General features: G+C 68.5%; 18 protein-coding genes, 2 tRNA genes and 1 pseudogene. 7 read left to right on the forward strand and 14 right to left on the reverse strand.

What is annotated here, in order from left to right:
- Nucleotides 1-104: 104 nt before the first annotated feature.
- Nucleotides 105-2,756, reverse strand: coding sequence for a valine--tRNA ligase (locus EDD92_RS17035; RefSeq protein ID WP_123965115.1), 2,652 nt, complete (start codon nucleotides 2,754-2,756; stop codon nucleotides 105-107).
- Nucleotides 2,757-2,892: 136 nt separating this feature from the next.
- Between EDD92_RS17035 and EDD92_RS17040 the strand changes: the two genes are divergently transcribed.
- Nucleotides 2,893-3,879, forward strand: coding sequence for a hypothetical protein (locus tag EDD92_RS17040; RefSeq protein ID WP_123965116.1), 987 nt, complete (start codon nucleotides 2,893-2,895; stop codon nucleotides 3,877-3,879).
- Between the two features lie 79 nt (nucleotides 3,880-3,958).
- Here the strand turns inward: EDD92_RS17040 and clpX are convergent, their stop codons facing one another.
- From clpX to EDD92_RS17065, 5 genes are all read right to left on the reverse strand, one after another.
- Nucleotides 3,959-5,248, reverse strand: a complete 1,290-nt coding sequence (gene clpX / locus EDD92_RS17045) for an ATP-dependent Clp protease ATP-binding subunit ClpX (RefSeq protein WP_030934339.1) — start codon at nucleotides 5,246-5,248, stop codon at nucleotides 3,959-3,961.
- Between the two features lie 178 nt (nucleotides 5,249-5,426).
- Entirely contained in the window at nucleotides 5,427-6,107 is a 681-nt protein-coding gene (locus EDD92_RS17050; protein ID WP_030934342.1) for an ATP-dependent Clp protease proteolytic subunit, read from the reverse strand.
- A gap of 71 nt (nucleotides 6,108-6,178) precedes the next feature.
- The gene (locus EDD92_RS17055) at nucleotides 6,179-6,787 is read right to left on the reverse strand and encodes an ATP-dependent Clp protease proteolytic subunit (protein WP_030934347.1); all 609 of its coding nucleotides are present in this window, start codon (nucleotides 6,785-6,787) and stop codon (nucleotides 6,179-6,181) included.
- 354 nt (nucleotides 6,788-7,141) lie between these two features.
- Nucleotides 7,142-8,539, reverse strand: a complete 1,398-nt coding sequence (gene tig / locus EDD92_RS17060) for a trigger factor (protein WP_123965117.1) — start codon at nucleotides 8,537-8,539, stop codon at nucleotides 7,142-7,144.
- Nucleotides 8,540-8,764: 225 nt separating this feature from the next.
- A tRNA-Pro gene (locus EDD92_RS17065) sits at nucleotides 8,765-8,841 on the reverse strand.
- A gap of 130 nt (nucleotides 8,842-8,971) precedes the next feature.
- Between EDD92_RS17065 and EDD92_RS17070 the strand changes: the two genes are divergently transcribed.
- Nucleotides 8,972-9,045 (forward strand) — tRNA-Gly (locus EDD92_RS17070).
- Between the two features lie 46 nt (nucleotides 9,046-9,091).
- On the opposite strand, the pseudogene EDD92_RS49855 reads toward EDD92_RS17070, so the two are convergent.
- Nucleotides 9,092-9,607 (reverse strand): annotated as a pseudogene (locus EDD92_RS49855) (tyrosine-type recombinase/integrase); the annotation flags it as partial.
- Between the two features lie 15 nt (nucleotides 9,608-9,622).
- Between EDD92_RS49855 and EDD92_RS49860 the strand changes: the two are divergent.
- A complete protein-coding gene (locus tag EDD92_RS49860; protein WP_185124047.1) occupies nucleotides 9,623-9,772 on the forward strand; it encodes a hypothetical protein in 150 nt (49 codons plus the stop codon).
- A gap of 25 nt (nucleotides 9,773-9,797) precedes the next feature.
- Entirely contained in the window at nucleotides 9,798-10,217 is a 420-nt protein-coding gene (locus tag EDD92_RS17080; protein WP_260327311.1) for a UTRA domain-containing protein, read from the forward strand.
- A gap of 1,043 nt (nucleotides 10,218-11,260) precedes the next feature.
- Here EDD92_RS17080 and EDD92_RS17090 read toward each other — a convergent pair.
- Both EDD92_RS17090 and EDD92_RS17095 read right to left on the reverse strand, forming a co-directional pair.
- Nucleotides 11,261-11,668, reverse strand: coding sequence for an SseB family protein (locus tag EDD92_RS17090; RefSeq protein ID WP_123965120.1), 408 nt, complete (start codon nucleotides 11,666-11,668; stop codon nucleotides 11,261-11,263).
- A 205-nt stretch (nucleotides 11,669-11,873) separates the two neighbouring features.
- Entirely contained in the window at nucleotides 11,874-12,068 is a 195-nt protein-coding gene (locus tag EDD92_RS17095) for a hypothetical protein (protein ID WP_016435177.1), read from the reverse strand.
- A gap of 614 nt (nucleotides 12,069-12,682) precedes the next feature.
- Between EDD92_RS17095 and EDD92_RS17100 the strand changes: the two genes are divergently transcribed.
- Nucleotides 12,683-13,861: an acyltransferase family protein gene (locus tag EDD92_RS17100; protein WP_123965121.1), complete on the forward strand. Its 1,179-nt coding sequence runs from the start codon at nucleotides 12,683-12,685 to the stop codon at nucleotides 13,859-13,861.
- Nucleotides 13,862-13,940: 79 nt separating this feature from the next.
- Here EDD92_RS17100 and EDD92_RS17105 read toward each other — a convergent pair whose 3' ends face one another.
- Nucleotides 13,941-14,408 (reverse strand): HD domain-containing protein, encoded by a 468-nt coding sequence (locus tag EDD92_RS17105; RefSeq protein WP_123965122.1) that lies wholly within the window; start codon nucleotides 14,406-14,408, stop codon nucleotides 13,941-13,943.
- Between the two features lie 4 nt (nucleotides 14,409-14,412).
- The gene (locus EDD92_RS17110) at nucleotides 14,413-15,603 is read right to left on the reverse strand and encodes a PP2C family protein-serine/threonine phosphatase (RefSeq protein WP_123965123.1); all 1,191 of its coding nucleotides are present in this window, start codon (nucleotides 15,601-15,603) and stop codon (nucleotides 14,413-14,415) included.
- A gap of 162 nt (nucleotides 15,604-15,765) precedes the next feature.
- Here EDD92_RS17110 and EDD92_RS17115 point away from each other — a divergent pair, with 162 nt between their 5' ends.
- Nucleotides 15,766-16,995 (forward strand): GNAT family N-acetyltransferase, encoded by a 1,230-nt coding sequence (locus EDD92_RS17115; RefSeq protein WP_123965124.1) that lies wholly within the window; start codon nucleotides 15,766-15,768, stop codon nucleotides 16,993-16,995.
- 7 nt (nucleotides 16,996-17,002) lie between these two features.
- Here EDD92_RS17115 and EDD92_RS17120 read toward each other — a convergent pair whose 3' ends face one another.
- Both EDD92_RS17120 and EDD92_RS17125 read right to left on the reverse strand, forming a co-directional pair.
- Nucleotides 17,003-17,812 carry an Fpg/Nei family DNA glycosylase gene (locus EDD92_RS17120; protein ID WP_123965125.1) on the reverse strand — a complete coding sequence of 270 codons (810 nt, stop codon included), beginning with the start codon at nucleotides 17,810-17,812 and terminating at the stop codon, nucleotides 17,003-17,005.
- A 223-nt stretch (nucleotides 17,813-18,035) separates the two neighbouring features.
- Nucleotides 18,036-18,521 (reverse strand): ribose-5-phosphate isomerase, encoded by a 486-nt coding sequence (locus EDD92_RS17125; RefSeq protein ID WP_123965126.1) that lies wholly within the window; start codon nucleotides 18,519-18,521, stop codon nucleotides 18,036-18,038.
- Nucleotides 18,522-18,738: 217 nt separating this feature from the next.
- On the opposite strand from EDD92_RS17125, the gene EDD92_RS17130 reads away from it, so the two are divergent.
- Nucleotides 18,739-20,166 (forward strand): amino acid permease, encoded by a 1,428-nt coding sequence (locus tag EDD92_RS17130; RefSeq protein WP_123965127.1) that lies wholly within the window; start codon nucleotides 18,739-18,741, stop codon nucleotides 20,164-20,166.
- Between the two features lie 95 nt (nucleotides 20,167-20,261).
- Here the strand turns inward: EDD92_RS17130 and EDD92_RS17135 are convergent, their stop codons facing one another.
- Nucleotides 20,262-22,565 (reverse strand): protein kinase domain-containing protein, encoded by a 2,304-nt coding sequence (locus EDD92_RS17135; protein ID WP_399183138.1) that lies wholly within the window; start codon nucleotides 22,563-22,565, stop codon nucleotides 20,262-20,264.
- Between the last annotated feature and the right edge of the window lie 93 nt (nucleotides 22,566-22,658).

Genomic DNA, 22,658 nt, shown 5'->3' on the forward strand with positions numbered 1-22,658 from the left:
GGACGACCACTGACAGAGTGCCCACGGAGTGGTTGGGTGACGGTCGTCCGGCGGGCGCGGGGAACGTTGTGGCTTGTCGCGCAGTTCCCCGCGCCCCTGGTCGGCTACTGCTCAGGCAGCCTGTCCAGCTGGGCCTGGATCCGGGCGATGTCCTCCTCCGCCTTGGCCAGACGGCCGCGGATCTTGTCCACCACGTTGTCCGGGGCCTTCGCCAGGAACGCCTCGTTGCCGAGCTTCGCCGTGGCCTGGGCCTTCTCCTTCTCCGCGGCCGCGAGGTCCTTCGCGAGGCGCTTGCGCTCCGCAGCGACGTCGATCGTGCCGGAGAGGTCCAGGGCGACCTCCGCACCGCCGACCGGCAGGGTCGCCGTGGCCGTGAAGGAGTCGCCCTCCGGCTGCAGACGCAGCAGCTGGCGGATCGCCGCCTCGTGCGGGGCCAGCGCCGTGCCGTCCAGGGTAAGGCGGGCCGGGACGCGCTGGCCCGGCTGCAGACCCTGGTCGGCGCGGAAGCGGCGGACCTCGGTGATGACCGACTGCAGGGTCTCGATCTCCTTCTCGGCGGCCGTGTCGCGGAAGCCGCCCGGTGCGTCAGCACCAGGAACAGACACAGCCTTGGGCCACTCGGCGATGACGACCGACTCGCCGCCCGTGAGGGTCGTCCAGAGGGTGTCAGTGACGAAGGGGACGACCGGGTGGAGGAGCTTGAGGGTGACGTCGAGGACTTCACCGAGGACCCGCTTGCTGACCTCGGCCGCCTCGCCGCCCGCGATGAACGTGGTCTTGGACAGCTCGACGTACCAGTCGAAGACCTCGTCCCACGCGAAGTGGAACAGCGCGTCCGAGAGCTTCGCGAACTGGTAGTCCTCGTAGAGCGCGTCGACTTGGGCAACCGTCTTGTTGAGGCGGGAGAGAATCCAGCGGTCGGTGGCGGACATCCTCGACGCCTCGGGCAGCGGGCCTTCCACCGTCGCGCCGTTCATCAGCGCGAAGCGGGTCGCGTTCCAGATCTTGTTGGCGAAGTTCCGGGATGCCTGGACCCACTCCTCGCCGATCGGGACATCGGTACCGGGGTTTGCGCCGCGGGCCAGGGTGAAGCGGACGGCGTCGGAGCCGTACTTGTCCATCCAGTCGAGCGGGTCGACGACGTTGCCGAAGGACTTCGACATCTTCTTGCCGCGCTCGTCACGGACCAGCCCGGTCAACGCGATGGTGTGGAACGGGACTTCGCCGTCCATCGCGTACAGGCCGAACATCATCATCCGGGCGACCCAGAAGAAGATGATGTCGTGACCGGTGAGGAGGACGTCGGTCGGGTAGAACTTGCGCAGGTCCTCGGTCTGTTCGGGCCAGCCCAAGGTGGAGAACGGCCACAGGCCGGACGAGAACCAGGTGTCGAGGACGTCCGTGTCCTGCGTCCAGCCCTCGCCCGTCGGCGGCTCCTCGTCGGGGCCGACGCAGACGACCTCGCCCTCGGGGCCGTACCAGACCGGGATGCGGTGGCCCCACCACAACTGGCGTGAGATGCACCAGTCGTGCATGTTGTCGACCCAGTCGAAGTACCGCTTCGACATGTCCTCGGGGTGGATCTTGACGCGGCCGTCGCGGACCGCGTCACCGGCCGCCTTCGCGAGCGGGCCGACCTTGACCCACCACTGCATCGACAGGCGGGGCTCGATGGTGGTCTTGCAGCGCGAGCAGTGGCCGACGGAGTGGACGTACGGGCGCTTCTCGGCAACGATCCGGCCCTGCGAGCGCAGCGCCGCGACGATCGCGGAGCGCGCCTCGAAGCGGTCCAGGCCCTGGAACGGGCCGTGCGCGGTGATGACCGCCCGCTCGTCCATGACCGTGATCGACTCCAGGCCGTGACGCTGGCCGATCGCGAAGTCGTTCGGGTCGTGGGCCGGGGTGACCTTGACGGCGCCGGTGCCGAACTCCGGGTCGACGTGGGTGTCCGCGACGACGGGGATGGAGCGGTCGGTGAGCGGCAGCTTGATGCGCTTGCCGATGAGGTGCCGGTAACGCTCGTCGTCGGGGTGGACGGCGACGGCCGTGTCACCGAGCATCGTCTCGGCGCGGGTGGTGGCGACGACCAGCGTCTCCTCCCCCTCGCCGTACTTGATGGAGACGAGCTCGCCGTCGTCCTCCTGGTACTCGACCTCGATGTCCGAGATGGCCGTCAGGCAGCGCGGGCACCAGTTGATGATGCGCTCGGCGCGGTAGATCAGCTCGTCCTCGTACAGCTTCTTGAAGATGGTGAGGACGGCCTTGGAGAGCCCCTCGTCCATGGTGAACCGCTCGCGGTCCCAGTCGACGCCGTCGCCGAGGCGCCGCATCTGGCCGAGGATCTTCCCGCCGTACTCCTCCTTCCACTGCCAGACGCGCTCGACGAACGCCTCACGGCCGAGGTCGTGCCGGGACTTGCCCTCCTCGGCGAGCTGCTGCTCGACCTTGTTCTGCGTGGCGATACCGGCGTGGTCCATGCCCGGCAGCCACAGCGACTCGTACCCCTGCATGCGCTTGCGGCGGGTGAGGGCATCCATGAGCGTGTGCTGGAAGGCGTGGCCCAGGTGGAGCGAGCCCGTGACGTTCGGCGGCGGAATGACGATGGTGTACGCCGGCTTGTCGCTCTTCGCGTCAGCGGCGAAGTACCCCTTGTCCACCCAACGCTCGTACAGCGGCCCCTCTACATCGGCCGGCGCGTACTGGGTCGGCAGTTCGGTGCTGGGCGCTGGTGGCTGCTGCTGAGCGTTCTCGGTCACGGGGTCAGTTTAGGGGTGCCGCGGGGGTGTCCCGAAACGTGTTTGTTCTGTCACGGTCGGGGCCCCGATGCAATGCGGCCACTGTGTCTGCGCCAGGATGTCAGGGCCATATAAGCATCTGGAGGGGAACCCAGTAATGAGTCACAACCAGCCGGGCCCGTACGGCGGGCAGCCCCAGCAGCCCGGACCGTACGGCCAGCCGGGCCCCTACGGCCAGCAGCCGCCGCAGGCCCCGCAGCAGCCCGGCTACGGCTACCCCCAGCAGGCCCCTCCGCCCCAGCCCCAGCCCCAGCCGGGTTACGGCTACCCGCAGCAGGCTCCCCCGGCCCAGCCCGGCTACGGCTACCCGCAGCAGCCGCCCTACGGCCAGGACCCGTACGGCCAGCAGCCCTATAACGTCCCGCAGCCGCCCCAGCCCGGCGGCGGCGGCAAGAAGGCAGGCCTGATCATCGGCGCGGTGGCGGTCGTGGCGGCCATCGGGGTCGGGGTGTGGTTCGTGACCAACGGGGGCGGCGGTTCCGGCGGCGGAAGCAGCGTCGCTGACGACGGCACGCACAAGCTGACGGCGCCGGCGACCGTGATCAGCGGCGCGTACACGAAGTCCCAGAGTGCCGACTCCGCCGATCAGATGACCAGCAAGGACAAGGCCGACTTCCAGAAGTGGGGCGTGCAGAACGCCAAGGACGTCAGCGCCGGGTACAAGAGCGGCACGGGCCTCAGCGTGAAGAACCTGTCCTTCAGCGGTGTGTACGGCACCATCGACGACCCCGAGGCCGTCGTCGACTCCATGTTCGCCAAGGTCAAGTCGGAGTCCCAGAAGGACCAGAGCAGCAGCGGGACCAAGGGGAAGCTGGTCGGCAGCCCGCAGGCGGTCACGCCTTCCGGTTTCTCGAACGGCGTCATGAAATGTCAGATCATCGAGCTCGACGGCGGCGCGTCGAGCACGGGCGCCGGTACCGCGAAGACCATCAAGATGCCGATGTGCATCTGGGGTGACCACAGCACCGTCGCGGTGGTCACGTCCTTCAGCCTGGCCGACCTCGCCAGCGGCGGCGGTGCTTCGATCGACGACGCGGCCGCCCTGGCCGCCAAGCTCCGCAACGACGTCCGCGTCAAGGCCTGACGCCGTACAGCTCGGCACAGAGCCACGAAGGGGCCCCGGTCGGTCGACCGGGGCCCCTTCGCCGTCTGCGGTGCGGCGGTTACGCCGTCTTCTGCTCGCCCGGCCCCCGCCCGTTGCGGGCATCCCGCGGAATCAGCGTCGGGTTCACGTTCGAGTGGACGACGTCCGCCGTGACGACCACGCGGGCCACGTCCTTGCGGGACGGGACCTCGTACATGACCGACATCAGGACCTCTTCCATGATGGCCCGGAGGCCTCGCGCGCCGGTCTGGCGGAGGATGGCCTGGTCGGCGATGGCCTCCAGGGCCTCGCGCTCGAAGTCCAGTTCCACACCGTCGAGTTCGAACAGGCGCTGGTACTGCTTCACCAGGGCGTTACGCGGCTCGACCAGGATCTGGAGCAGGGCCTCGCGGTCCAGGTTGTGGACCGAGGTGATGACGGGGAGGCGGCCGATGAACTCGGGGATCATGCCGAACTTGACCAGGTCCTCCGGCATGACGTCCTCGAACTGGTCCTTGGCCTCCAGCTCGCGCTTGGAGCGGATCGTCGCGCCGAAGCCGATGCCCTTGGCCCCTGCACGCGACTCGATGATCTTTTCCAGACCCGCGAAGGCGCCGCCCACGATGAACAGCACGTTCGTCGTGTCGATCTGGATGAACTCCTGGTGGGGGTGCTTCCGCCCGCCCTGCGGGGGCACAGAAGCGGTCGTGCCCTCCAGGATCTTCAGCAGGGCCTGCTGGACGCCCTCGCCCGACACGTCGCGGGTGATGGAAGGGTTTTCACTCTTCCTCGCGACCTTGTCGATCTCGTCGATGTAGATGATCCCGGTCTCGGCCTTCTTGACGTCGTAGTCGGCCGCCTGGATCAGTTTGAGGAGGATGTTCTCGACGTCTTCGCCCACATACCCCGCCTCCGTCAGCGCCGTGGCGTCGGCGATGGCGAACGGCACGTTCAGCATGCGGGCCAGGGTCTGGGCCAGGAGGGTCTTGCCCGAGCCCGTGGGGCCGAGCAGCAGGATGTTGGACTTCGCCAACTCGATCGCGTCGTCGCGTCCGTTGGCGCCGCCGTTCTCGCCGGCCTGGACCCGCTTGTAGTGGTTGTAGACCGCCACCGAGAGGGCCTTCTTCGCCGGCTCCTGGCCGACGACGTAGCCCTCGAGGAACTCGTAGATCTCGCGCGGCTTGGGAAGTTCCTCCCAGCGCACCTCGCTCGTCTCCGCGAGTTCTTCCTCGATGATCTCGTTGCAGAGGTCGATGCACTCGTCGCAGATGTACACACCAGGCCCTGCGATGAGCTTCTTGACCTGCTTCTGGCTCTTGCCGCAGAACGAGCACTTGAGCAGATCGCCGCCGTCACCGATGCGTGCCACGGTGTGCTTCCCCTTCGCCTGGGAGACGCCTGAATCCAGCGGCTCCTGGTGCTGCCTTATTCCGACGGTACCTTGCCGGGCCCCCCGTTCGGGCCCCCCTTGGCGCGGTTCACTTTGACGTGCAGCGTGTCAAAGCACACTTACCGTGCCAAGGGGCGGCAGACGATACAGCCTCCGACTAGCGGACGGCCGCGTTGTTCATCTTCCGGGTGGAGATGATCTGGTCGATCAGGCCGTACGAGAGCGCCTCCTCGGCCGTGAGGATCTTGTCGCGCTCGATGTCCTCGCGGATCTTCTCGATCGGCGTGGTGGAGTGCTTGGCGAGCATCTCCTCCAGCTGCGCGCGCATCCGCAGGATCTCGTTCGCGGCGATCTCCAGGTCGGAGACCTGGCCGCGGCCCGTCTCGCTGTAGGGCTGGTGGATCAGCACACGGGCGTTCGGCAGCGCCATGCGCTTGCCGGGCGTACCGGCGGCCAGCAGGATCGCGGCGGCGGAGGCCGCCTGGCCCATGCAGACCGTCTGGATGTCCGGCTTCACGAACTGCATCGTGTCGTAGATCGCGGTCAGCGCCGTGAAAGAGCCGCCGGGGCTGTTGATGTAGACCGAGATGTCCCGGTCGGGGTCCATCGACTCCAGGCACAGCAGCTGCGCCATGACGTCGTTGGCCGAGGCGTCGTCGATCTGGACGCCCAGGAAGATCACGCGCTCCTCGAAGAGCTTCGCGTACGGGTCGTACTCGCGGATGCCCTGCGAGGTGCGCTCGACGAAGCGCGGGATGACGTAACGGGACTCCGCCGTGGGGCCCGTGTACTCGGCGCGTGAGCGGTCGTACAGGCCGCTGCCGGGGAAGTCGTTCACTGTCTGTCTCCTAGGAGCTGAGGCGGTCGGCTGGGGGGCTGCGCGGGGCCGTACGGGCCCCGCGGTGGGGCTCAGGCCCCGGTACCGCCGCCGCCCGGCATGTTGGCGGCCGTGGTGATGACGTCGTCGATGAGGCCGTACGCCTTGGCCTCCTCGGGGTCGAACCAGCGGTCGCGGTCCGAGTCACGGGTGATCTGCTCAACGGTCTGGCCGGTGTGCTGGGCCGTGAGCTCGGCCATGCGCTTCTTGGTGTGCAGCAGCCGCTCGGCGTGGATCTTGATGTCGGAGGCCGAACCGGCCAGTCCGGCGGAGGGCTGGTGGATCAGGATCTCGGCGTTCGGGAGGGCGAACCGCTTGCCCGGGGTGCCCGCGCTGAGCAGGAACTGGCCCATCGAGGCGGCGAGGCCCATCGCGATCGTCATCACGTCGTTCTTGATGAACTGCATGGTGTCGTAGATCGCCATGCCGGCCGTGATCGAGCCGCCGGGGCTGTTGATGTAGAGGTTGATGTCCTTGTCGGGGTCCGCAGCGGCAAGGAGCAGCAACTGTGCGGTGATCTTGTTCGCGATGTCGTCGTCGACCGGCTGGCCGAGGAAGATGATCCGCTCGTTGAGCAGCCGGTTGTAGACCTGGTCGCCGAGGCCACCACCGATGGAAGGCTCGCCGGCGGCTGAGGGCATCAGATTCGTCACGTATCCACCTGCTCGTCTTACGACGGCGCCGGGCCGTCTCACGTTTCCCTGCGGGGGGCCGCCGGCGGTTTCACCGAGTTCTCCGGCCCCGTATTCATGGACCCTAACGCGCGGGTCCCTTCGGGGAATCCCGCAAAGGGGGGTGTTCGCCGGGGGCGTAGCCGTGGGTAGACCGGTCCGTTGCCTGGTGCAGGTCCGATGCGGCTGCTCGGGTCCACGCGGCGGAGCCGCATGTCGATACAGCCCCGCGCCCCTTTGGGACGCGTCTGCCGCCGTATGCCGGAAAGGCCCCGGGGATACGTCCCCAGGGCCTTCCTACGACGTCTCGGAGCGCCGTGGGCGTCAGCCCTCGGTCTTCTCCTCGTCCACTTCGGTGGCGTCGGCCTCCGTGGCCTCGGCGGCGACCTCGGCGGCCGTCTCGACCTCGTCCTCGTCGTCCAGGTCGATGACCTCGCCGTTGGTGTCCTTGACCGTGGCGGCCTCGACGACGACCGCGAGGGCCTTGCCGCGGGCGACCTCGCCGACCAGGAGCGGAACCTGGCCGCCCTCGACGACGGCCTGGGCGAACTGGTCGGGGGACATGCCGGAGGAGGCCGCACGCCGCATGAGGTGCTCGGTGAGCTCCTCCTGGTTGACGTTGAGCTTCTCCTGCTTGACCAGCTCGTCGAGGACGAACTGGGTCTTGATGCCCTTGACCGCGGCTTCCTTGGTCTCGGCGTCGAACTCCTCGACCGTCTTGCCCTGGATCTCGAGGTACTTCTCGAGGTCGAGGCCCATCTGGCCGAGCTGGTGGTGCTCGAGGTTGTGCTTACGGGTGTTGATCTCGTCCTCGAGCAGCTTCTCGGGGACCGGGACCTCGACCAGCTCGAGCAGCTTCTCCAGGACGCGCTCCTGGGCCTGCGTGGCCTGGTCGTACTGCTTCATGTTCTCGAGGCGCTTGCGGCTGTCCGCCTTGAGCTCGTCGAGGGTGTCGAACTCGGAGGCGAGCTGCGCGAACTCGTCGTCCAGCTCGGGCAGTTCGCGGGCGGCGACCTGGGTGACCTTGACGGTGACCTCGGCCTCCTTGCCGGCCGCGGAGCCGCCCTTGAGCTCGGAGGTGAAGGTGGCCTCGCCACCGGCCTCCAGGCCCTTCACGGCGTCGTCGATGCCGTCGAGGAGCTCGCCGGAACCGATCGTGTAGGAGACGCCGCTGGCGACGCCGTCCTCCAGGACCTCACCCTCGACCTTGGCCTCCAGGTCGATGGTGACGACGTCGCCGTCCTCGGCGGCGCGCTCGACCGGGGAGGTCGAGGCGAAGCGCTCGCGGAGCTGCTCGACCGACTTCTCGACGTCCTCGTCGGTGACCTCGACGGCGTCGACCTCGACCTCGATGCCGGAGTAGTCCGGGATCTCGAGGGCGGGACGGACGTCGACCTCGGCGGTGAAGTTCAGCGTCTCGCCGTCCTTCAGCTCCGTGATGTCGACCTCGGGCTGGCCGAGGACGTTCAGGTCGGCCTCGTTGACCGCCTCGGTGTAGAACTTCGGAAGCGCGTCGTTGACCGCCTCCTCCAGGACCGCACCGCGGCCGAACCGCTGGTCGATGACGCGCGCCGGGATCTTGCCCTTCCGGAAGCCCTTCACCGTGACCTGCTGGTTGATCTTCTTGTACGCCGCGTCGAGGCTGTCCTTGAGCTCCTCGAAGGGCACCTCGACAGTGAGCCGAACCCGAGTCGGGTTCAGGGTCTCCACGGCGCTCTTCACGGTTCGGTCTCCTTGTGGCTGACTTCTTGGTTTCTGCCGGAGCCAGACTGGTCCGGCGGATTTCGCCGCCCGGAGGACGTCCGAAGGATCTCCAGTGGTGGTACCAGTGGATTCCTGTGGATGAGACACACGGGCGCGCAGCTTGCATAGTAACCGCAGCGGCTGAACGCCCCAAAGGCGATCATGCCAGGTGATCGCCCGGGGTGACCGGTGTTGACCGGTCGGTGGTCGGGGTGGCGGGATTTGAACCCACGGCCTTCCGCTCCCAAAGCGGACGCGCTACCAAGCTGCGCCACACCCCGTCAGGTGCGACACGTAGGGTACATGCCCGCAGTCAGTGCGGCTGCCGCATTTACGGGGTGTGCGCCGAGGGGGCCCGACCCGCTACGATGCCTTCTGTGCCGCGGTCACCTGACCTGCGGCGCGTGCCGTGCGGGCGTAGCTCAATGGTAGAGCCCTAGTCTTCCAAACTAGCTACGCGGGTTCGATTCCCGTCGCCCGCTCCATACGCCGAAGGCCCAGGCGAGAGGTCGAATTCCTCTCCCTGGGCCTTCAGCCGTTGCCGGGGTCGTTCAGTCCTGCGTGCCCCCCCGCGTGCCCCTTCGGCCGGGGACGCCGCTTCAGAGCGTCCACGATCACCGCATCCACGCCGTCGGCGATCTCCCGCTCCCGCCTGTCCGAGGTGTGCTGGTAGATCAGTGCCGCACGCGTCGAGCTGTGGCCGAGCCGGGTCATCAACTCCCGTGTGCTGGCGTTGGTCTGGGACGCCAGGGTGTTGCCCGTGTGGCGCAGATCATGAAACCGGAGACCCGTGATGCCGACCTCGGCACAGGCCTTCTGCCACAGACCGTTGAAGTAGTTCCGGGGTGTGGCACCCTTCGCGCCGACGAAGACCCGTCCGTCAGCACCGGGCTCCGCGAACTGCTTCATGTGGGCGACGACAACCGGCATGATCGAACGCGGAATGGCCACGGACCGCTTGCCCGCCTCGCTCTTGGGCGCCTTGTAGATCCACTTGCCGTTGTTCAGCTCCCACACCGAGCCGCATACCCGGATCATGCCCGCCTCAAGGTCGACGTCGCCGTGGTCGCCGTCGTCCTGCGCTCCCTGCTCGCCTCCGAGAGGAACGACGCCTGGAGCGAAAGCCTCGCCGGTACCGACGGCGTAAGCAGTTGGGAGAGTTTGCAACTGACGCTCTGGCAGCTGGCCGTGATCCCAACATCCAAGCTGTGAGCACCCATGTTGTGGCCACTCGAAGATCGCGGAGCGGCTTGCGATCGAACCTGGAAGCGCCGTGATGAAGACCGAGTACGTCTTCCTCGCCGACGGGCAGCCCATCCAGTCGTCGGTCTCATATGAGCCCCTCGACCTAACCGAAGGGGCAGAGATCGAGCTGCCGGAAGAAGGCCGCTACACCAACACCGGCGTGATCACACGCATGGATGCGATCGATGTGCACATCACCCGGGTCTCGGAAGAAGTCACAATCAGGCCACCGCGCGCGGCTGAGTCGGATCTCCTTCAAATCGAGCCAGGCGTGCACGTCTTCCACATCCGTCGAACCTTCAGCACAGACGAACGTCCTGTGGAGACCGCAGACATCATCATCCCTGGTGATCGCTACTCGTTGACCTACGAGTTCCGCGTGACCGATGAGGACGACCCTGCAACCGTGTGACGACGGCTATGCGGTCATGAAGACCGCCGTGTGATCCCGGCGCGGTGGGAGTTTCCCTACTTCATCAAGGCCCGCGCACGGCGCGGGCGCGCGCCGCCTCTGCGGCGCGGCCTGCCTCCTGTCTGCGCCCCGGCTGGCCGCGCCCGGCGGCGCGCTGCGTGCTGCGGGCGGAGGAGGAAAATCCGCTGTGGCTGGGGCGGTCGGTCGACGCCTGGCAAGATTCGACTCATGACCGAGTACACCTGGCCGAACGGTGTCGGCGACCCGACGCCTGAAGACATACGACGTGCGTGGCCAGCGACGAAAGCTGCCCTTCCGATTGGTACTGCCGTGACCGGCAAGGTCATCGGTCGACAGCCCTTCGGCGTCTTCGTACAGATCGAAGGCGTACCCGATGGTCTGGGACTGGCAGAGATCGGTGGTACACCGCCTGGAACCGTCCCTCCCCCACTGGGGTTCGTGATCAGTGGAAGCGTGGTCGATCACGCGGAGCGCAACTGCCAAGTCAAGCTCAGGCTCGATGACTGGGGAGGCGAGCGCGCACCCCTCCCCCTGGAGCCTAACGAACGCCTTGCCGACCGCGTAGCCCTGAGCGGCTTCCTGAGGCGTCTGCGGCAGGACTACGAAGCGAGCGGCGACCAATGGGAGAACCGGACGCTGGACAGCTTCCTGAAGCGTGGGTGGCCGATGCCCCAGGGTGGTACGCGAACCACGGCCAGGAGCTCCCGACTGAGGGTGACTGGGCGTTCATGGCACGGGCCCTCAGCGCAGCGCGGTTCTACGAGTGACGCCGTGCCCCTTGCGTGCCCGATGAGGAAGCGGCCAACGGGGAACAGCGGGGAGTCTCGGCGAACGGTCCGAGAACCCGCAGGTCAGCGTTACGCCAGGTCAGGCCGGGGCTGCGTACGCGATCTTCCAAACTGGCTACGCGGGTTCGACTCCCGTCGCCCGCTCTCTGTGCATCAGGGCCGGGCCGGAGGATCTTCCTCCGGCCCGGCCCTGATCGTTTCGGATGAGGCTGCGCTTGCAGGTGAGGCTCGTTTTCAGGCGAGACAGCGGGCGAGCAACCACCGCGCTTCGTGTGCCGACAGGGCCAGCGAGTCCTCGTCGCCGGCATCGATGACCAGCACCACTTCGTCGGTCGGCCAGTGCGCGGCCAGCTGCCGCAGAGTGACGGGCCGGTAGCAGGGCACCTGGGGGAAGGCCCTGAGCAGGCGCTCCTCCGAGGTGAAGACCATGACCGCGGGGGCGTCATGCACGCTTTCGATGACCGGCAGCACGAACCGTACGAACTCGCTGCGGTCGCGTGTGTAGCGGATGCCGCTGACTGCCGGGATCAGCACATCGCAGCCCGACAGCACCTCCAAGGCCAAGCGATCGGGCGCTCTGCTCAGGTCCCGCAGAGCTTCCCGCGCCACTGCCTCGAAGAGTTCGGCGGGGATCTCGGTCATGGCCCCACACCCTTGTACGAGTCCACACTCCACCCTGTCGGCTACCCGCGATCGGCACGATCATGCGATGCGGGGCCGGTTTCGGTGTGCTCGGCCGGACGGGGTGCCGGGGTTCCCGCCCGATACATCCGGACGCAGAGCGTGATCGCCCAAGGGCGCGGCGCGGCGGCGTCCACGTCCTCTGCGGGCGGAGCAACTGCCCGGATCAGAAGCTGATCGAGTTGATGGTCTCTGCTATCGAGTTGAGGAACCGGTTGATCGACGGGGCCATGCCGGTCGATGCGAGGAAGAAGCCGAAGAGCACCGCGACGATCGCCGGGCCGGCCTTGATCGAGCCTCCCCTGATCAACACCACCAGGATGATCGCCAACAGCAGCACCACTGACAGTGAAATGGCCACAACTGATCACACCCTCGGTCGGTCCGCTCTCCCGGCCCGGGGGTGCCAGCCCCGCGCACCCCCGCCAGAACCATCGTGCCACCAACGGGGCCCGCGTATGCGGCAGGTGAGGCATCGTCGGTCACACCTGTGCCGGACCTTTGCCTCGGCCATGCGGGCGCGGCCCGTCCGAGAGCCCCAACGGCCGTCTGTCGCACAGCAATTCGACGGTGCACCCGCACAGGGAATTCGGCGAGATCGTTTCCATGTCCACACAACGCGTTCGCAGGTAATTCGAATTGTCGTCACGGGCACAGCAAAGCCGTCAACACCAGCTCCCCGAAAGGCCAATGAAGCAGACATTCCACTGGAGTCGCCCCCTGGTCATATGCCCCGTTTAGTCAGGATGAGTCGTGACAACCAGGACATGTAATGGTGTGTTGACCGTCACCTCCATGAGGCTGTCAACTTCCCTTAATCCCGGGTACTCGAAGCCAATTGGCAGCAAGCGCGTGGGGAGTTTTACGAAAACCCACAGACGCCGCTAGGGTGCCTCAGATGTTTCACGCTGCCTCGTCCCCCGCACGCGCAGCGAGGTCCGGGATCGTCTCCCCCAGTTTCTGGGGGGAGGGTCTGTGACGAACTCGTTGCAACCGCACGGCCAGAACAGAGCGCCGCTCCCTCCGGCACAGTCGCCGGCGTCGGGAGTGCCGAGTCCGCGCTCACCGCAGAAACAGCAGAACACTCCCCCCAAACCCGGCAAACAGCGCGACTCGTTCTTCGACAACGCGAAGTACCTGGCGATCGTGCTGGTGGCGATGGGCCACTCCTGGGAGCCGCTGAAGGGTGACAGCCGCATCCTGGAGGGCGTGTACACGGTCGTGTACTGCTTCCACATGCCGGCGTTCATCATCATCTCCGGCTACTTCTCCCGCAGTTTCGACATGCGCCCCGACCGCCTCAGACGACTGGTCACCGGCGTGCTCGTGCCGTACCTCGTCTTCGAGACCGCGTACAGCCTCTTCAAGCGCTACGGCGACCACGACCCGAGCAAGACGGTCAGTCTGCTCGACCCCTGGTACCTCACCTGGTTCCTGATCGCGCTGTTCATCTGGCGTCTGACGACCCCGCTGTGGAAGACCCTGCGCTGGCCGCTGCCCGTCGCGCTCGGCATCGCGATGTTCGGGTCGGTCTCGCCGGAGATCGGCAACGACCTCGACCTCCAGCGCGTCCTGCAGTTCCTGCCGTACTTCGTGCTGGGCCTGTGCATGAGGCCCGAGCACTTCCAGATGGTGCGCACGCGGAAGATGCGGATCCTGGCGGTGCCGGTCTTCGGGACCGCGCTGGCCGTCGGCTGGTGGGCGGTGCCGCGGATGAACACCGCGTGGTTCTACCACCGGGACGCCGCCCAGGAGATGGCCGCGCCGTGGTGGAGCGGGCCGGTCATGGTGCTCGCCCTGTTCGGCTGCTCGCTGCTGCTGACCGCCTGCTTCTTCGCCTGGGTGCCGCGCCGGAAGATGTGGTTCACGGCGCTCGGCGCGGGCACGCTCTACGGCTATCTGCTGCACGGGTTCCTGGTGAAGGCGGGCGACTTCTACGGCTGGTTCGAGCCGAAGTGGTTGCACCGGCCGCTGGGGGAGATCTTCGTGACGGTGGTGTTTGCCGGTGCCGTCACGTTGCTGTGCACTTCGCCGGTGCGGCGGGTGTTCAAGTTCGTCATGGAGCCTGAGTTGAAGTGGGCCTTCCGGCGGGATGCGGCGGAGGTGGCTCGGGAGCGGGGAACTGCGCAGAAGCGCGAGATGGCCGACGCCTGAGGATTTGCCACGATTTGCCGTCCGGCGCCTGCGGGTTCGTTGTGGCTTGTCGCGCAGTTCCTCGCGCCCCTTGAAGCCGCTACTGCCGGGCCAGGCCGAGAAGTGCTCGCATGCGTGCGTACTTCTCGGTCAGGCGTGTGCGCGTGGCCTCGTCGGCCAGGCGAGCAAGGCGCTCCGGGTCGGCGTTATGAGCCAGGTCTGACTCCTTCACCAGGAGTGCGCCCGGGGTGGCGAGGATTCGGGCTGCGTACGCCTCCGGTGTCTCCCCCTGGCGCTTGGTGACCGCTCGCACGACGTCCTTCGTACGGGCGCTCAGCGCCGCCGCCTCCAGCCACTGCTCCGACAGCGCGTCGTCCTCGACGGCGTCGTGCAGCCAGGCTGCCGCTATCTGTTCCTCGTCGCCGCCACGTGCGCGTACGCCCTCGGCGACGGCTTCGAGGTGCTCGGCGTACGGGCGTCCCGCCTTGTCCGTCTGGCCTTCGTGGGCGGCGCGGGCGGTGGCCTCGACTTCGGCGAGGGTCATCGGATGGCGAGGGGTTTCGGTCATCGGTTCAGCCCAGGGTCGGCGGCTGGGAGGTCACCGTCGGGCCCTCCCGGCAGATCAGCAGTAGTGCGCGGTCGTCGTTCACGTCTTTCGCGACCGCCTCGATGAGGTGCCAGGCGGCGCCGTGGAAGCCGCCGGCGACATAGCGGTCGGCCTCGCCCGTGAGGCGGTCGATGCCCTCGACGATGTCCCGGTCGGAGGTCTCCACCAGGCCGTCTGTGAACAGCATCAACACGTCGCCGGGGCGGAGCGAGCCCTTCACGGGGTCGAACTGTGCGCCGTCGTACACACCCAGGAGCGGGCCCTCGGCCGCCTTCTCCTCCCAGCGGCCGCTGCCCGCGCTGAGCTGGAGACCCGGCGGATGGCCCGCGGAGTAGAGCTCGTAGTCGCCGGAGTCGAGGTCCAGGACCAGGTGGATCGAGGTCGCGAAGCCCTCGTCCCAGTCCTGGCGGAGCAGATAGCCGTTGGCCGCCGGGAGGAACGCGTGCGGGGGCAGGGAGCCGAGGAGGCCGCCGAACGCTCCCGACAGGAGCAGGGCGCGCGAGCCCGCGTCCATGCCCTTCCCGGAGACGTCCGTCAGGACGACCTCCATCGTGCGGCCGCCGTTGGTGCGTGCGGCGACCACGAAGTCGCCCGAGAACGACTGGCCGCCCGCCGGGCGCAGCGCCATCTCGCGGTGCCAGCCCACCGGCAGCTGCGGCAGCTTGCTCTGCACCCGGATGCGTTCGCGCAGGTCGAAGAGCATGGTGCCGCCGCGCCGCCAGGGCACACCGACCCGGCTGCGGAACTGGGCGATGAGCAGACCGAAGAACCCGCAGGCGGCCACCACCAGCACGACGCCAGGGGTGACACGGGAAGGGCCCTCCGTGTAGGGCCCCAGTTTCACCGACTCCACGATCAGCGCCGTGGCCGCGGCCGCGTACAGACCGAGCAGGCTGGCTGGGCGCAGCAGCAGGCCGCCCGCGACGATCGGGAGGACCAGTACGGCCGGGGAGCACCACACCGAGTTGGCGAGCGTGACGGCGGCGATCAGCGGGACGGTGAGGAGCAGACCTGCGAGCGCGACCCAGTCCGAGCCGTCCCCGCGGAAGTAGTCCACGGCGCTTCTGCGCAGGCCGACGCGGACCCGGTGCCACTGCATCTTCAACCGGGCCGTGAACGTCTCGGCTGCTGCGCGCCGCTCTCGTCCTGCTGCCATTAGTTCGGGACCCTATCCATCGGACCAGCTGCTTGGCACGGGAGGTCCCACTTGTCCCCCGTCCGAGGTTCGACTTCACAGTGAACTTCACAGAAAGCCGTTGCGGGTCCGCCAAGGCGAAATTCCCTCGCTCGTCCCGCAATGCCCTGGTAGGCATGGTTCATGGGGACTGACTTGCGCGTACTGCGCCGGGAAGACTGGGACGAGTGGTACGACAACCTGATCCGCGCCTTCGGCGGGGTTCCGGAGTCGGCCGAGGAGCGGGCGCTGTGGCGTGAGCTCACCGAGACGGACCGTTCCATCGGCGCCTGGGACGGTGACATGTGCGTGGGGACGGCGGGCGCGTTCTCCTTCCGGCTGACCGTGCCCGGCGGGGCCGCGGCGCCCGCGGCGGGCGTGACCATGGTGTCCGTGGCCGCGACGCACCGCCGGCGCGGGGTGCTGACGTCCATGATGCGGCGCCAGTTGGACGACGTACGGTCGTGGGGCGAGCCGCTGGCGGTGCTCACTGCCTCGGAGCCGGTGATCTACGGGCGGTTCGGGTACGGCCCGGCGACGTACGCCGTGAACGTCGACATCGACACGACCCGGGTCCGGCTGTCCGTGCCGCCCGGCACCGACGACGTACGTCTGCGGTACGTGTCGCCCGCCGAGGTGCTCGGCGCGTGCGAGGCGGTGTACGCGCAACTGGTGGCGCGGCGGCCGGGGATGGTGGCGCGGATTCCCGGCTGGGAGCGGCTGTGCCTGCTTGATCCGGAGAGCGAGCGGGGCGGGGCGTCGCCGCTGCAGTGCGTGCTCGCGGAACGCGACGGCGAGGTCGTCGGGTTCGCGCGCTTCAGGATCAGGAGGGTCTGGGAGCCCGCGGGCCCCGACAGTGTCGTGCTCGCGCAGGACGTGTACGGCCTGGACCCGGCTGCGCACGCGGCGCTGTGGAAGTTCCTCTTCGACATCGACCTGACGACGAAGGTGAGCGCGTACGGTCGGCCGGTCGACGAGCCCTGGCAGCACATGGTGTCCGACGTCCGCCGCTGCTCGCTGCTGGTCCGGGACTCGCTGCACGTACGGCTGGTGGACGTAGGCGCCGCGCTTCAGGCGCGCACGTATCAGGCGCCCGTGGACGTGGTGCTGGAGGTCGAGGACGCCTTCTGCCCCTGGAACGAGGGCCGTTGGCGGCTGACCGGAGACCCGAAGGGCGCGTCGTGCGAGCGTACGGCGGACGCGGCCGATCTCGCCCTGTCCGTACGGGAGTTGGGCTCGGCGTACCTCGGCGGTGTCCCGCTGGCGTCGCTGGCGGCGGCCGGCCGCGTGCGCGAGCTGCGCCAGGGCGCGCTGACGGAGGCGTCGCTCGCGTTCGGCTCGACGGTGGCGCCCTGGCTGCCGCACGGGTTCTAGCGGCGTATCAGCGCTGTTGGCAGGTGGGGCACCAGAAGAGGTTGCGGGCGGCGAGGTCGGCGGTGCGGATCTCGCCGGCGCAGATGTGGCAGGGCAGGGTGGCCCTGCGGTAGACGTACACCTCGCCGCCGTGGTCGTCGACGCGCGGCGGGCGGCCCATGGCCTCCGGGGTGTGTTCCGGGCGGACGGTGTCGATGCGGTTGTGGCGGACGCCCTCGTGCATCAGCTCGACCAGGTCCGCCCAGATCGCGTCCCACTCGGCCGGGGTGACGTCCTTGCCGGCGCGGTAGGGGTCGATGTTGTGCCGGAAGAGGACTTCGGCGCGGTAGACGTTGCCGACGCCTGCGATCACCTTCTGGTCCATCAGGAGTGCGGCGATCGTCGTACGGGTGCGGGTGATTCGTCGGTACGCCGTCTGCGGGTCGGCGTCCTCGCGCAGGGGGTCGGGGCCGAGGCGGTCGTGTATCGCCTGCTTCTCGGTGTCCGTGATCAGGGCGCAGGTCGTGGGGCCGCGCAGGTCGACGTACGAGGTGGCGTTCGCGAGGCGGAGGCGGACGGTGTCCGTGGGCGGGGGTGCCGGTGCGTCGCCGAAGGCGACCTTGCCGAAGAGGCCCAGGTGGATGTGGACCCAGTCGGTGTCGCGGAAGCCGAGGAAGAGGTGTTTGCCGTGGGCTTCGGTGTGGGTGAGTTCGGCGGCGTCGAGGAGCGCTGCGGCGTCGGAGAACTTGCCCTGGGGGCTGGTGACGTGGGGGCGGGTGCCGAGGAATTTGGTGGCGTAGTCCTTGGCCAGGCGGTGGATCGTGTGCCCCTCTGGCACGGTGGCTCCTGTTCGTCCGTGGGTGGGGGCGGGTGGGGGCTCGCGGCGGAGCCGCTGATGGATGGAGTTCGCCCCCGCCGCCCTTACCCGTTCCCATCCCCAGGGGCTGCCGCCCCTTCGGCCCCGCCCAGGGGGCTCTGCCCCCTGGACCCCCGATCGGCCTGAACGGCCTCGTCCTCAAACGCCGGACGGGCTAAAAACCAGACGCCGGACGGGCTGAAAGTTACTGCTGCGGGTGGTGGGGCGGGATGGGTGGCAGCTCGCCCGTGGTTTCGTACGCCGCGAGCATGTCGATGCGGCGGATGTGGCGCTCGTCCTCGGAGAACGGGGTGCCCAGGAAGGTCTCGACGAACTTTGTCGCCTCCTCCTGCGTGTGCATGCGTGCGCCCACGGCCACGACGTTGGCGTTGTTGTGCTGGCGGCCGAGGGACGCCGTCTCCTCGCTCCAGGCGAGGGCCGCGCGGACGCCCTTGACCTTGTTCGCGGCGATCTGCTCGCCGTTGCCGGAGCCGCCGATCACGATGCCGAGGGAGTCGGGGTCCGCGGCCGTCCGCTCCGCGGCGCGGAGGCAGAAGGGCGGGTAGTCGTCCTGGGCGTCGTAGATGTGGGGGCCGCAGTCGACGGGGTCGTGGCCTGCCGCCTTGAGCCACTCGACGAGGTGGTTCTTGAGTTCGAAGCCCGCATGGTCGGAGCCGAGATACACGCGCATGGTTCCGAGTGTGACATGGCTGTTTCCGGGCGGCAGCCTCGGGTGTCGGCCGGGAGAGAAGAGGGTCCAGCACAGCGGCCCCGACCAACGAACCTCAAGTAAACCTCAAGTAACAATCTGGATTCAAAGGTTCACGAATTCCTTTACCTCCGTTTCACTGGACCAACTCGTACGCGACCCGTACGGGACCGCTCACCCGGCGCAAAGGAATTCCCCCATGACTGGTCTCCAGGCCGGCCTCAAGAACCGCCATCTGTCGATGATCGCCATCGGTGGCGTCATCGGCGCCGGCCTCTTCGTCGGCTCCAGCTCCGGTATCGCCACCGCGGGACCGGGCATCCTCCTGTCGTACGCCCTCGTCGGCACGCTCGTCGTCCTTGTGATGCGCATGCTCGGCGAGATGTCCGCCGCCAACCCGACCTCCGGCTCGTTCTCGGCGCACGCGGACCGGGCGCTCGGCCGCTGGGCCGGCTTCTCCATCGGCTGGCTCTACTGGTTCTTCTGGGTCGTGGTGCTCGCGGTGGAGGCCACCGCCGGGGCCAAGATCCTCGCGGGGTGGATGCCGGCCGTTCCGCAGTGGGGCTGGGCCCTGATCGTGATGGCGGTGCTGACCGCCACCAACCTCGTCTCGGTCGGTTCCTACGGCGAGTTCGAGTTCTGGTTCGCCGGGATCAAGGTCGTCGCGATCGGTGCGTTCATCGTGGTCGGCGGGCTCGCGGTCTTCGGTGTGCTGCCGGGCGTCGACAGCGACAAGGCCGGTCTGAGCAACCTCACCGGCCACGGCGGCTTCCTGCCCCACGGGCCCGGCGCGATCCTCACCGGCGTACTGCTGGTCGTCTTCTCCTTCATGGGCAGTGAGATCGCGACGCTGGCAGCGGGTGAGTCGGAGGACCCGCAGCGGGCCGTCACCAAGTCGACCAACAGCATCATCTGGCGTATCGCGGTCTTCTACCTGGGCTCGATCTTCGTCGTCGTGACGCTGCTGCCGTGGAACGACCCGTCGATCAAGAAGCAGGGCTCCTACGTCGCGGCCCTCGACTCCCTGGGTATCGCACACGCCGGTCAGATCATGAACTTCATCGTGCTGACGTCGGTGCTGTCCTGTCTCAACTCCGGTCTGTACACGGCCTCCCGGATGGCCTTCTCGCTCGGTGAGCGGGGGGACGCGCCGAAGGCGTTCGCGAGGACGACCTCGCGGGGCGTTCCGATGGCCGCGATCCTCGCGTCCGTCGTTTTCGGGTTCGTCGCCGTGTTCTTCAACTACAAGTTCCCGGACTCGGTCTTCCTCTTCCTGGTCAACTCCAGTGGTGCGGTGGCCCTGTTCGTGTGGCTGGTCATCTGCTTCTCGCAGCTGCGGATGCGGAAGATCATCCAGGCCGAGGCGCCGGAGAAGCTGGTCGTGAAGATGTGGCTGTACCCGTATCTGACCTGGGCGACGGCCGCGCTGATCGTGTTCGTGCTCGGCTACATGCTCACGGACACGGAGCACGACGGCCGCGAGACCGTGCTGCTGTCGCTGCTTGTCGCGGCGGTCGTGCTGGTCGTCGCCGTGGTGAAGGAGAAGGTGCGTGGGGGCGGCCGGGCGGTTGTCGCGGGCGCGTCCTCGGTGAAGGTGCAGGACCAGGACAAGGTCAACGCCGGCTGACGTCAGCGGTGTTGTGTGCGGCATGAGGGGTCCGCGGTGCTCTGTGAGTGCCGCGGGCCCCTTCCGCGTGCCCGCCGCACCCTTCACCGCATCATTCACAGCACCGTGAAGCTGTCCTTGACCCTGTCGTAGGTCCTGAGGGCCTGGGTCTCGGTCTCCGGCTGGTACCAGGTGTTGATCTGGTACGACTTCCCGTCCTGGTCGAAGCCCAGTAGCCGGGCGTGCCAGGGGGTGCCCTTCAGGGTGAAGGTGTACTCCCAGACCACGGCCGGGTTGCCGCGGAACGTCGTCTTCTCCAGGCGGATCTTCCGGTAGTCCTGGCCCCGGTGGGCGTCCTGCTCCGACTTCTGCCAGGTCTCCATCAGGTCGCCGCGGGCGAGGGACGACTTGGCCACCAGCTCCTGTGCGCCGTCGGGGGACGTGTAGTGCACCTCCGCCCCCGTCTTCAGATCCCGCCGCCAGCCCGGCGGCGGCGCCCACGCGAACCCGCCGGCCTCCCGGTGCGCGCCCGGGGGCAGGCTCTGCGGCCTGGACGTGCCCTCCACCGTGGGCGACGGGCTGCCGGCGGGTGTGGTGGCGGACGTCGTCGGTGACGTCGAGGAGCCTGCGTGGTTCCCGCCGGGCGAGCCGGAGTTCGTCAGAAGGAGTACGGCGACCACGGCACCGGCCGCCACCAGACCGACGGCGGCCACGAGTACGGGACGACGACGGCCGCGGTGGGGGACGGCGGGGCCGGGGAGGAGTTCACCTTGGGGGGCGCGGAGGGGATGGGGGCCCAGGGCGGGGCGGGTCTGCCAGGCGTTCGGGGAGGCGTCCGGGGGCGGCCCCTCGGGGCCCGGGTGCGCGACTGCTCCAGGGCCGGAGCCGTTGCGCTGCGCGGGCGGCTGCTCGGTGACCTTGTGGGGGCGGATGAGGGAGACACCTGATCGTCGGGGTGCGGGGGGCGAGGAATTGGCAGCCGGGGGTGCGGAGTTGGCGGACGGGGTCTCGGAACGGACCTCCGAGCGCAGTTCGGAGGGGACTTCGGTGGAGGCGTTGGGGAGCTGCACGGGTACCGGGGGCGCGGAAGGTGTGGGCGGTGCTTCCGGAGAAGGTGTGGGCGGTGCTTCCGGAGACGGGGGTGCCTTTGCCGGTGCCTTTGCCGCGGATGTGGCGGGAGGTCGTTGTGCTGCCGTGTGGTGGTGCGAGGCCTCGGGGATGGTGGTCGGGGCCGGGGGGCGGTCCCGGCGGAGGTCGTGGGTGTCCGGCAGTTCTTGGGGGACCGCGTCCTCGAAGGGGGCGGGCGCGGGTTGCCTGGGGTCGCGTGCGGCGCGTACCAGGCGGGTGTCCAGGTAGGCCGGGGTGGGCCCCTCGTTCGAGGCGGCGGGGGTGTCCAGGCCTCCGGGGGCGTCGGCCGCGTCGGGCTGCTCGGGCTCCGGCTCGGCTTCGGCACGCGCCGTTCCTTCGGCACGCGCCGTTCCTTCGGCCGCAGGAGCACCGGCCGAGCTCGGGTCGGCACCCTCGGCCGGTTCGGTCCCGGGTGGCTCCTGGGACTCGGACGGCTCTTCGACATCCGTCGGTCGAGCAGTCTCCGGCCCCGCCCCGCGCCCCTCCTCCGCCGCCGCACCCTCGCCCTCTCCCCCGCCCACGGGGAGAGTCGGCGTAGGTGCCGGGTACGCGACCGGCCGCAGGGCCTCCTCCAGGTCGGGCAGGGACGGGCGGACCGCGGGCTCCTTCTCGAGCAGGGCTGCCAGGACATCGCGCAGGGGACCTGCTGCGGCAGGGAGTGCGGGCTCCTCGTAGAGGACCGCGTGCAGTGTGGCCAGGGTCGTGTCGCGGGAGAAGGGGGAGCGGCCGCCCAGGGCCGCGCAGAGTGTCGCGCCCAGTGACCACACGTCCGACGGCGGGCCCTGGGGGCGGCCGGAGATGCGTTCGGGGGCCATGTAGTCGGGGGAGCCGACGAGCATGCCGACCATGGTGAGCGCCTTGGCGTCCTGGATCGCGGCGATGCCGAAGTCGGTGAGGACGATGCGCCGGCCGGTGCCCTCCACCAGGACGTTCCCCGGTTTGATGTCCCGGTGCAGGACACCGCGGGCGTGCACCTGACGCAGCGCCGCCACCAGCCCGAGCCCGATCCGTGCCGTCTCGCCCGGCCCCAGCGGCCCCTCCTCCACCATGATCCGTTCGAGGGAACGGCCGACGACCAGCTCCATGACGATCCAGAGGCGTTCGCCCTCGTCGACGACGTCGTAGACCCGCACGACATTGGGATGGTCGATCCGGGCGGTGGCCCTGGCCTCCCGCAGCGTGCGTTCGCGGCGGGTGCGGGTGTCCTCCGCGTCCAGGCCGTCTATGCGCATCTCCTTGACGGCGACCGGGCGGTCGAGCATCTCGTCGGTGGCTCGCCACACCCGCCCCATTCCTCCCTGGCCGATGCTTTCGACCAACCGATAGCGCCCCGTCACCAGTAGCCCTGGAACTCCGCCGCTTCTCTCATTCCCCGGCAATCCGCT

Source organism: Streptomyces sp. TLI_185 (genome assembly GCF_003814765.1).
GTDB lineage: Bacteria > Actinomycetota > Actinomycetes > Streptomycetales > Streptomycetaceae > Streptomyces.

Bases quoted from the DNA above. Each gene is read 5' to 3' on its own strand.
- EDD92_RS17040 (WP_123965116.1), top strand. From the start codon at position 2,893: ATGAGTCACAACCAGCCGGGCCCGTACGGCGGGCAGCCCCAGCAGCCC.
- EDD92_RS17055 (WP_030934347.1), bottom strand. From the start codon at position 6,787: ATGCCCTCAGCCGCCGGCGAGCCTTCCATCGGTGGTGGCCTCGGCGAC.
- EDD92_RS17130 (WP_123965127.1), top strand. From the start codon at position 18,739: ATGACTGGTCTCCAGGCCGGCCTCAAGAACCGCCATCTGTCGATGATC.
- EDD92_RS17125 (WP_123965126.1), bottom strand. From the start codon at position 18,521: ATGCGCGTGTATCTCGGCTCCGACCATGCGGGCTTCGAACTCAAGAAC.
- EDD92_RS17135 (WP_399183138.1), bottom strand. From the start codon at position 22,565: ATGGGGCGGGTGTGGCGAGCCACCGACGAGATGCTCGACCGCCCGGTC.
- EDD92_RS17110 (WP_123965123.1), bottom strand. From the start codon at position 15,603: ATGGCAGCAGGACGAGAGCGGCGCGCAGCAGCCGAGACGTTCACGGCC.
- EDD92_RS17115 (WP_123965124.1), top strand. From the start codon at position 15,766: ATGGGGACTGACTTGCGCGTACTGCGCCGGGAAGACTGGGACGAGTGG.
- EDD92_RS17105 (WP_123965122.1), bottom strand. From the start codon at position 14,408: ATGACCGAAACCCCTCGCCATCCGATGACCCTCGCCGAAGTCGAGGCC.
- EDD92_RS17090 (WP_123965120.1), bottom strand. From the start codon at position 11,668: ATGACCGAGATCCCCGCCGAACTCTTCGAGGCAGTGGCGCGGGAAGCT.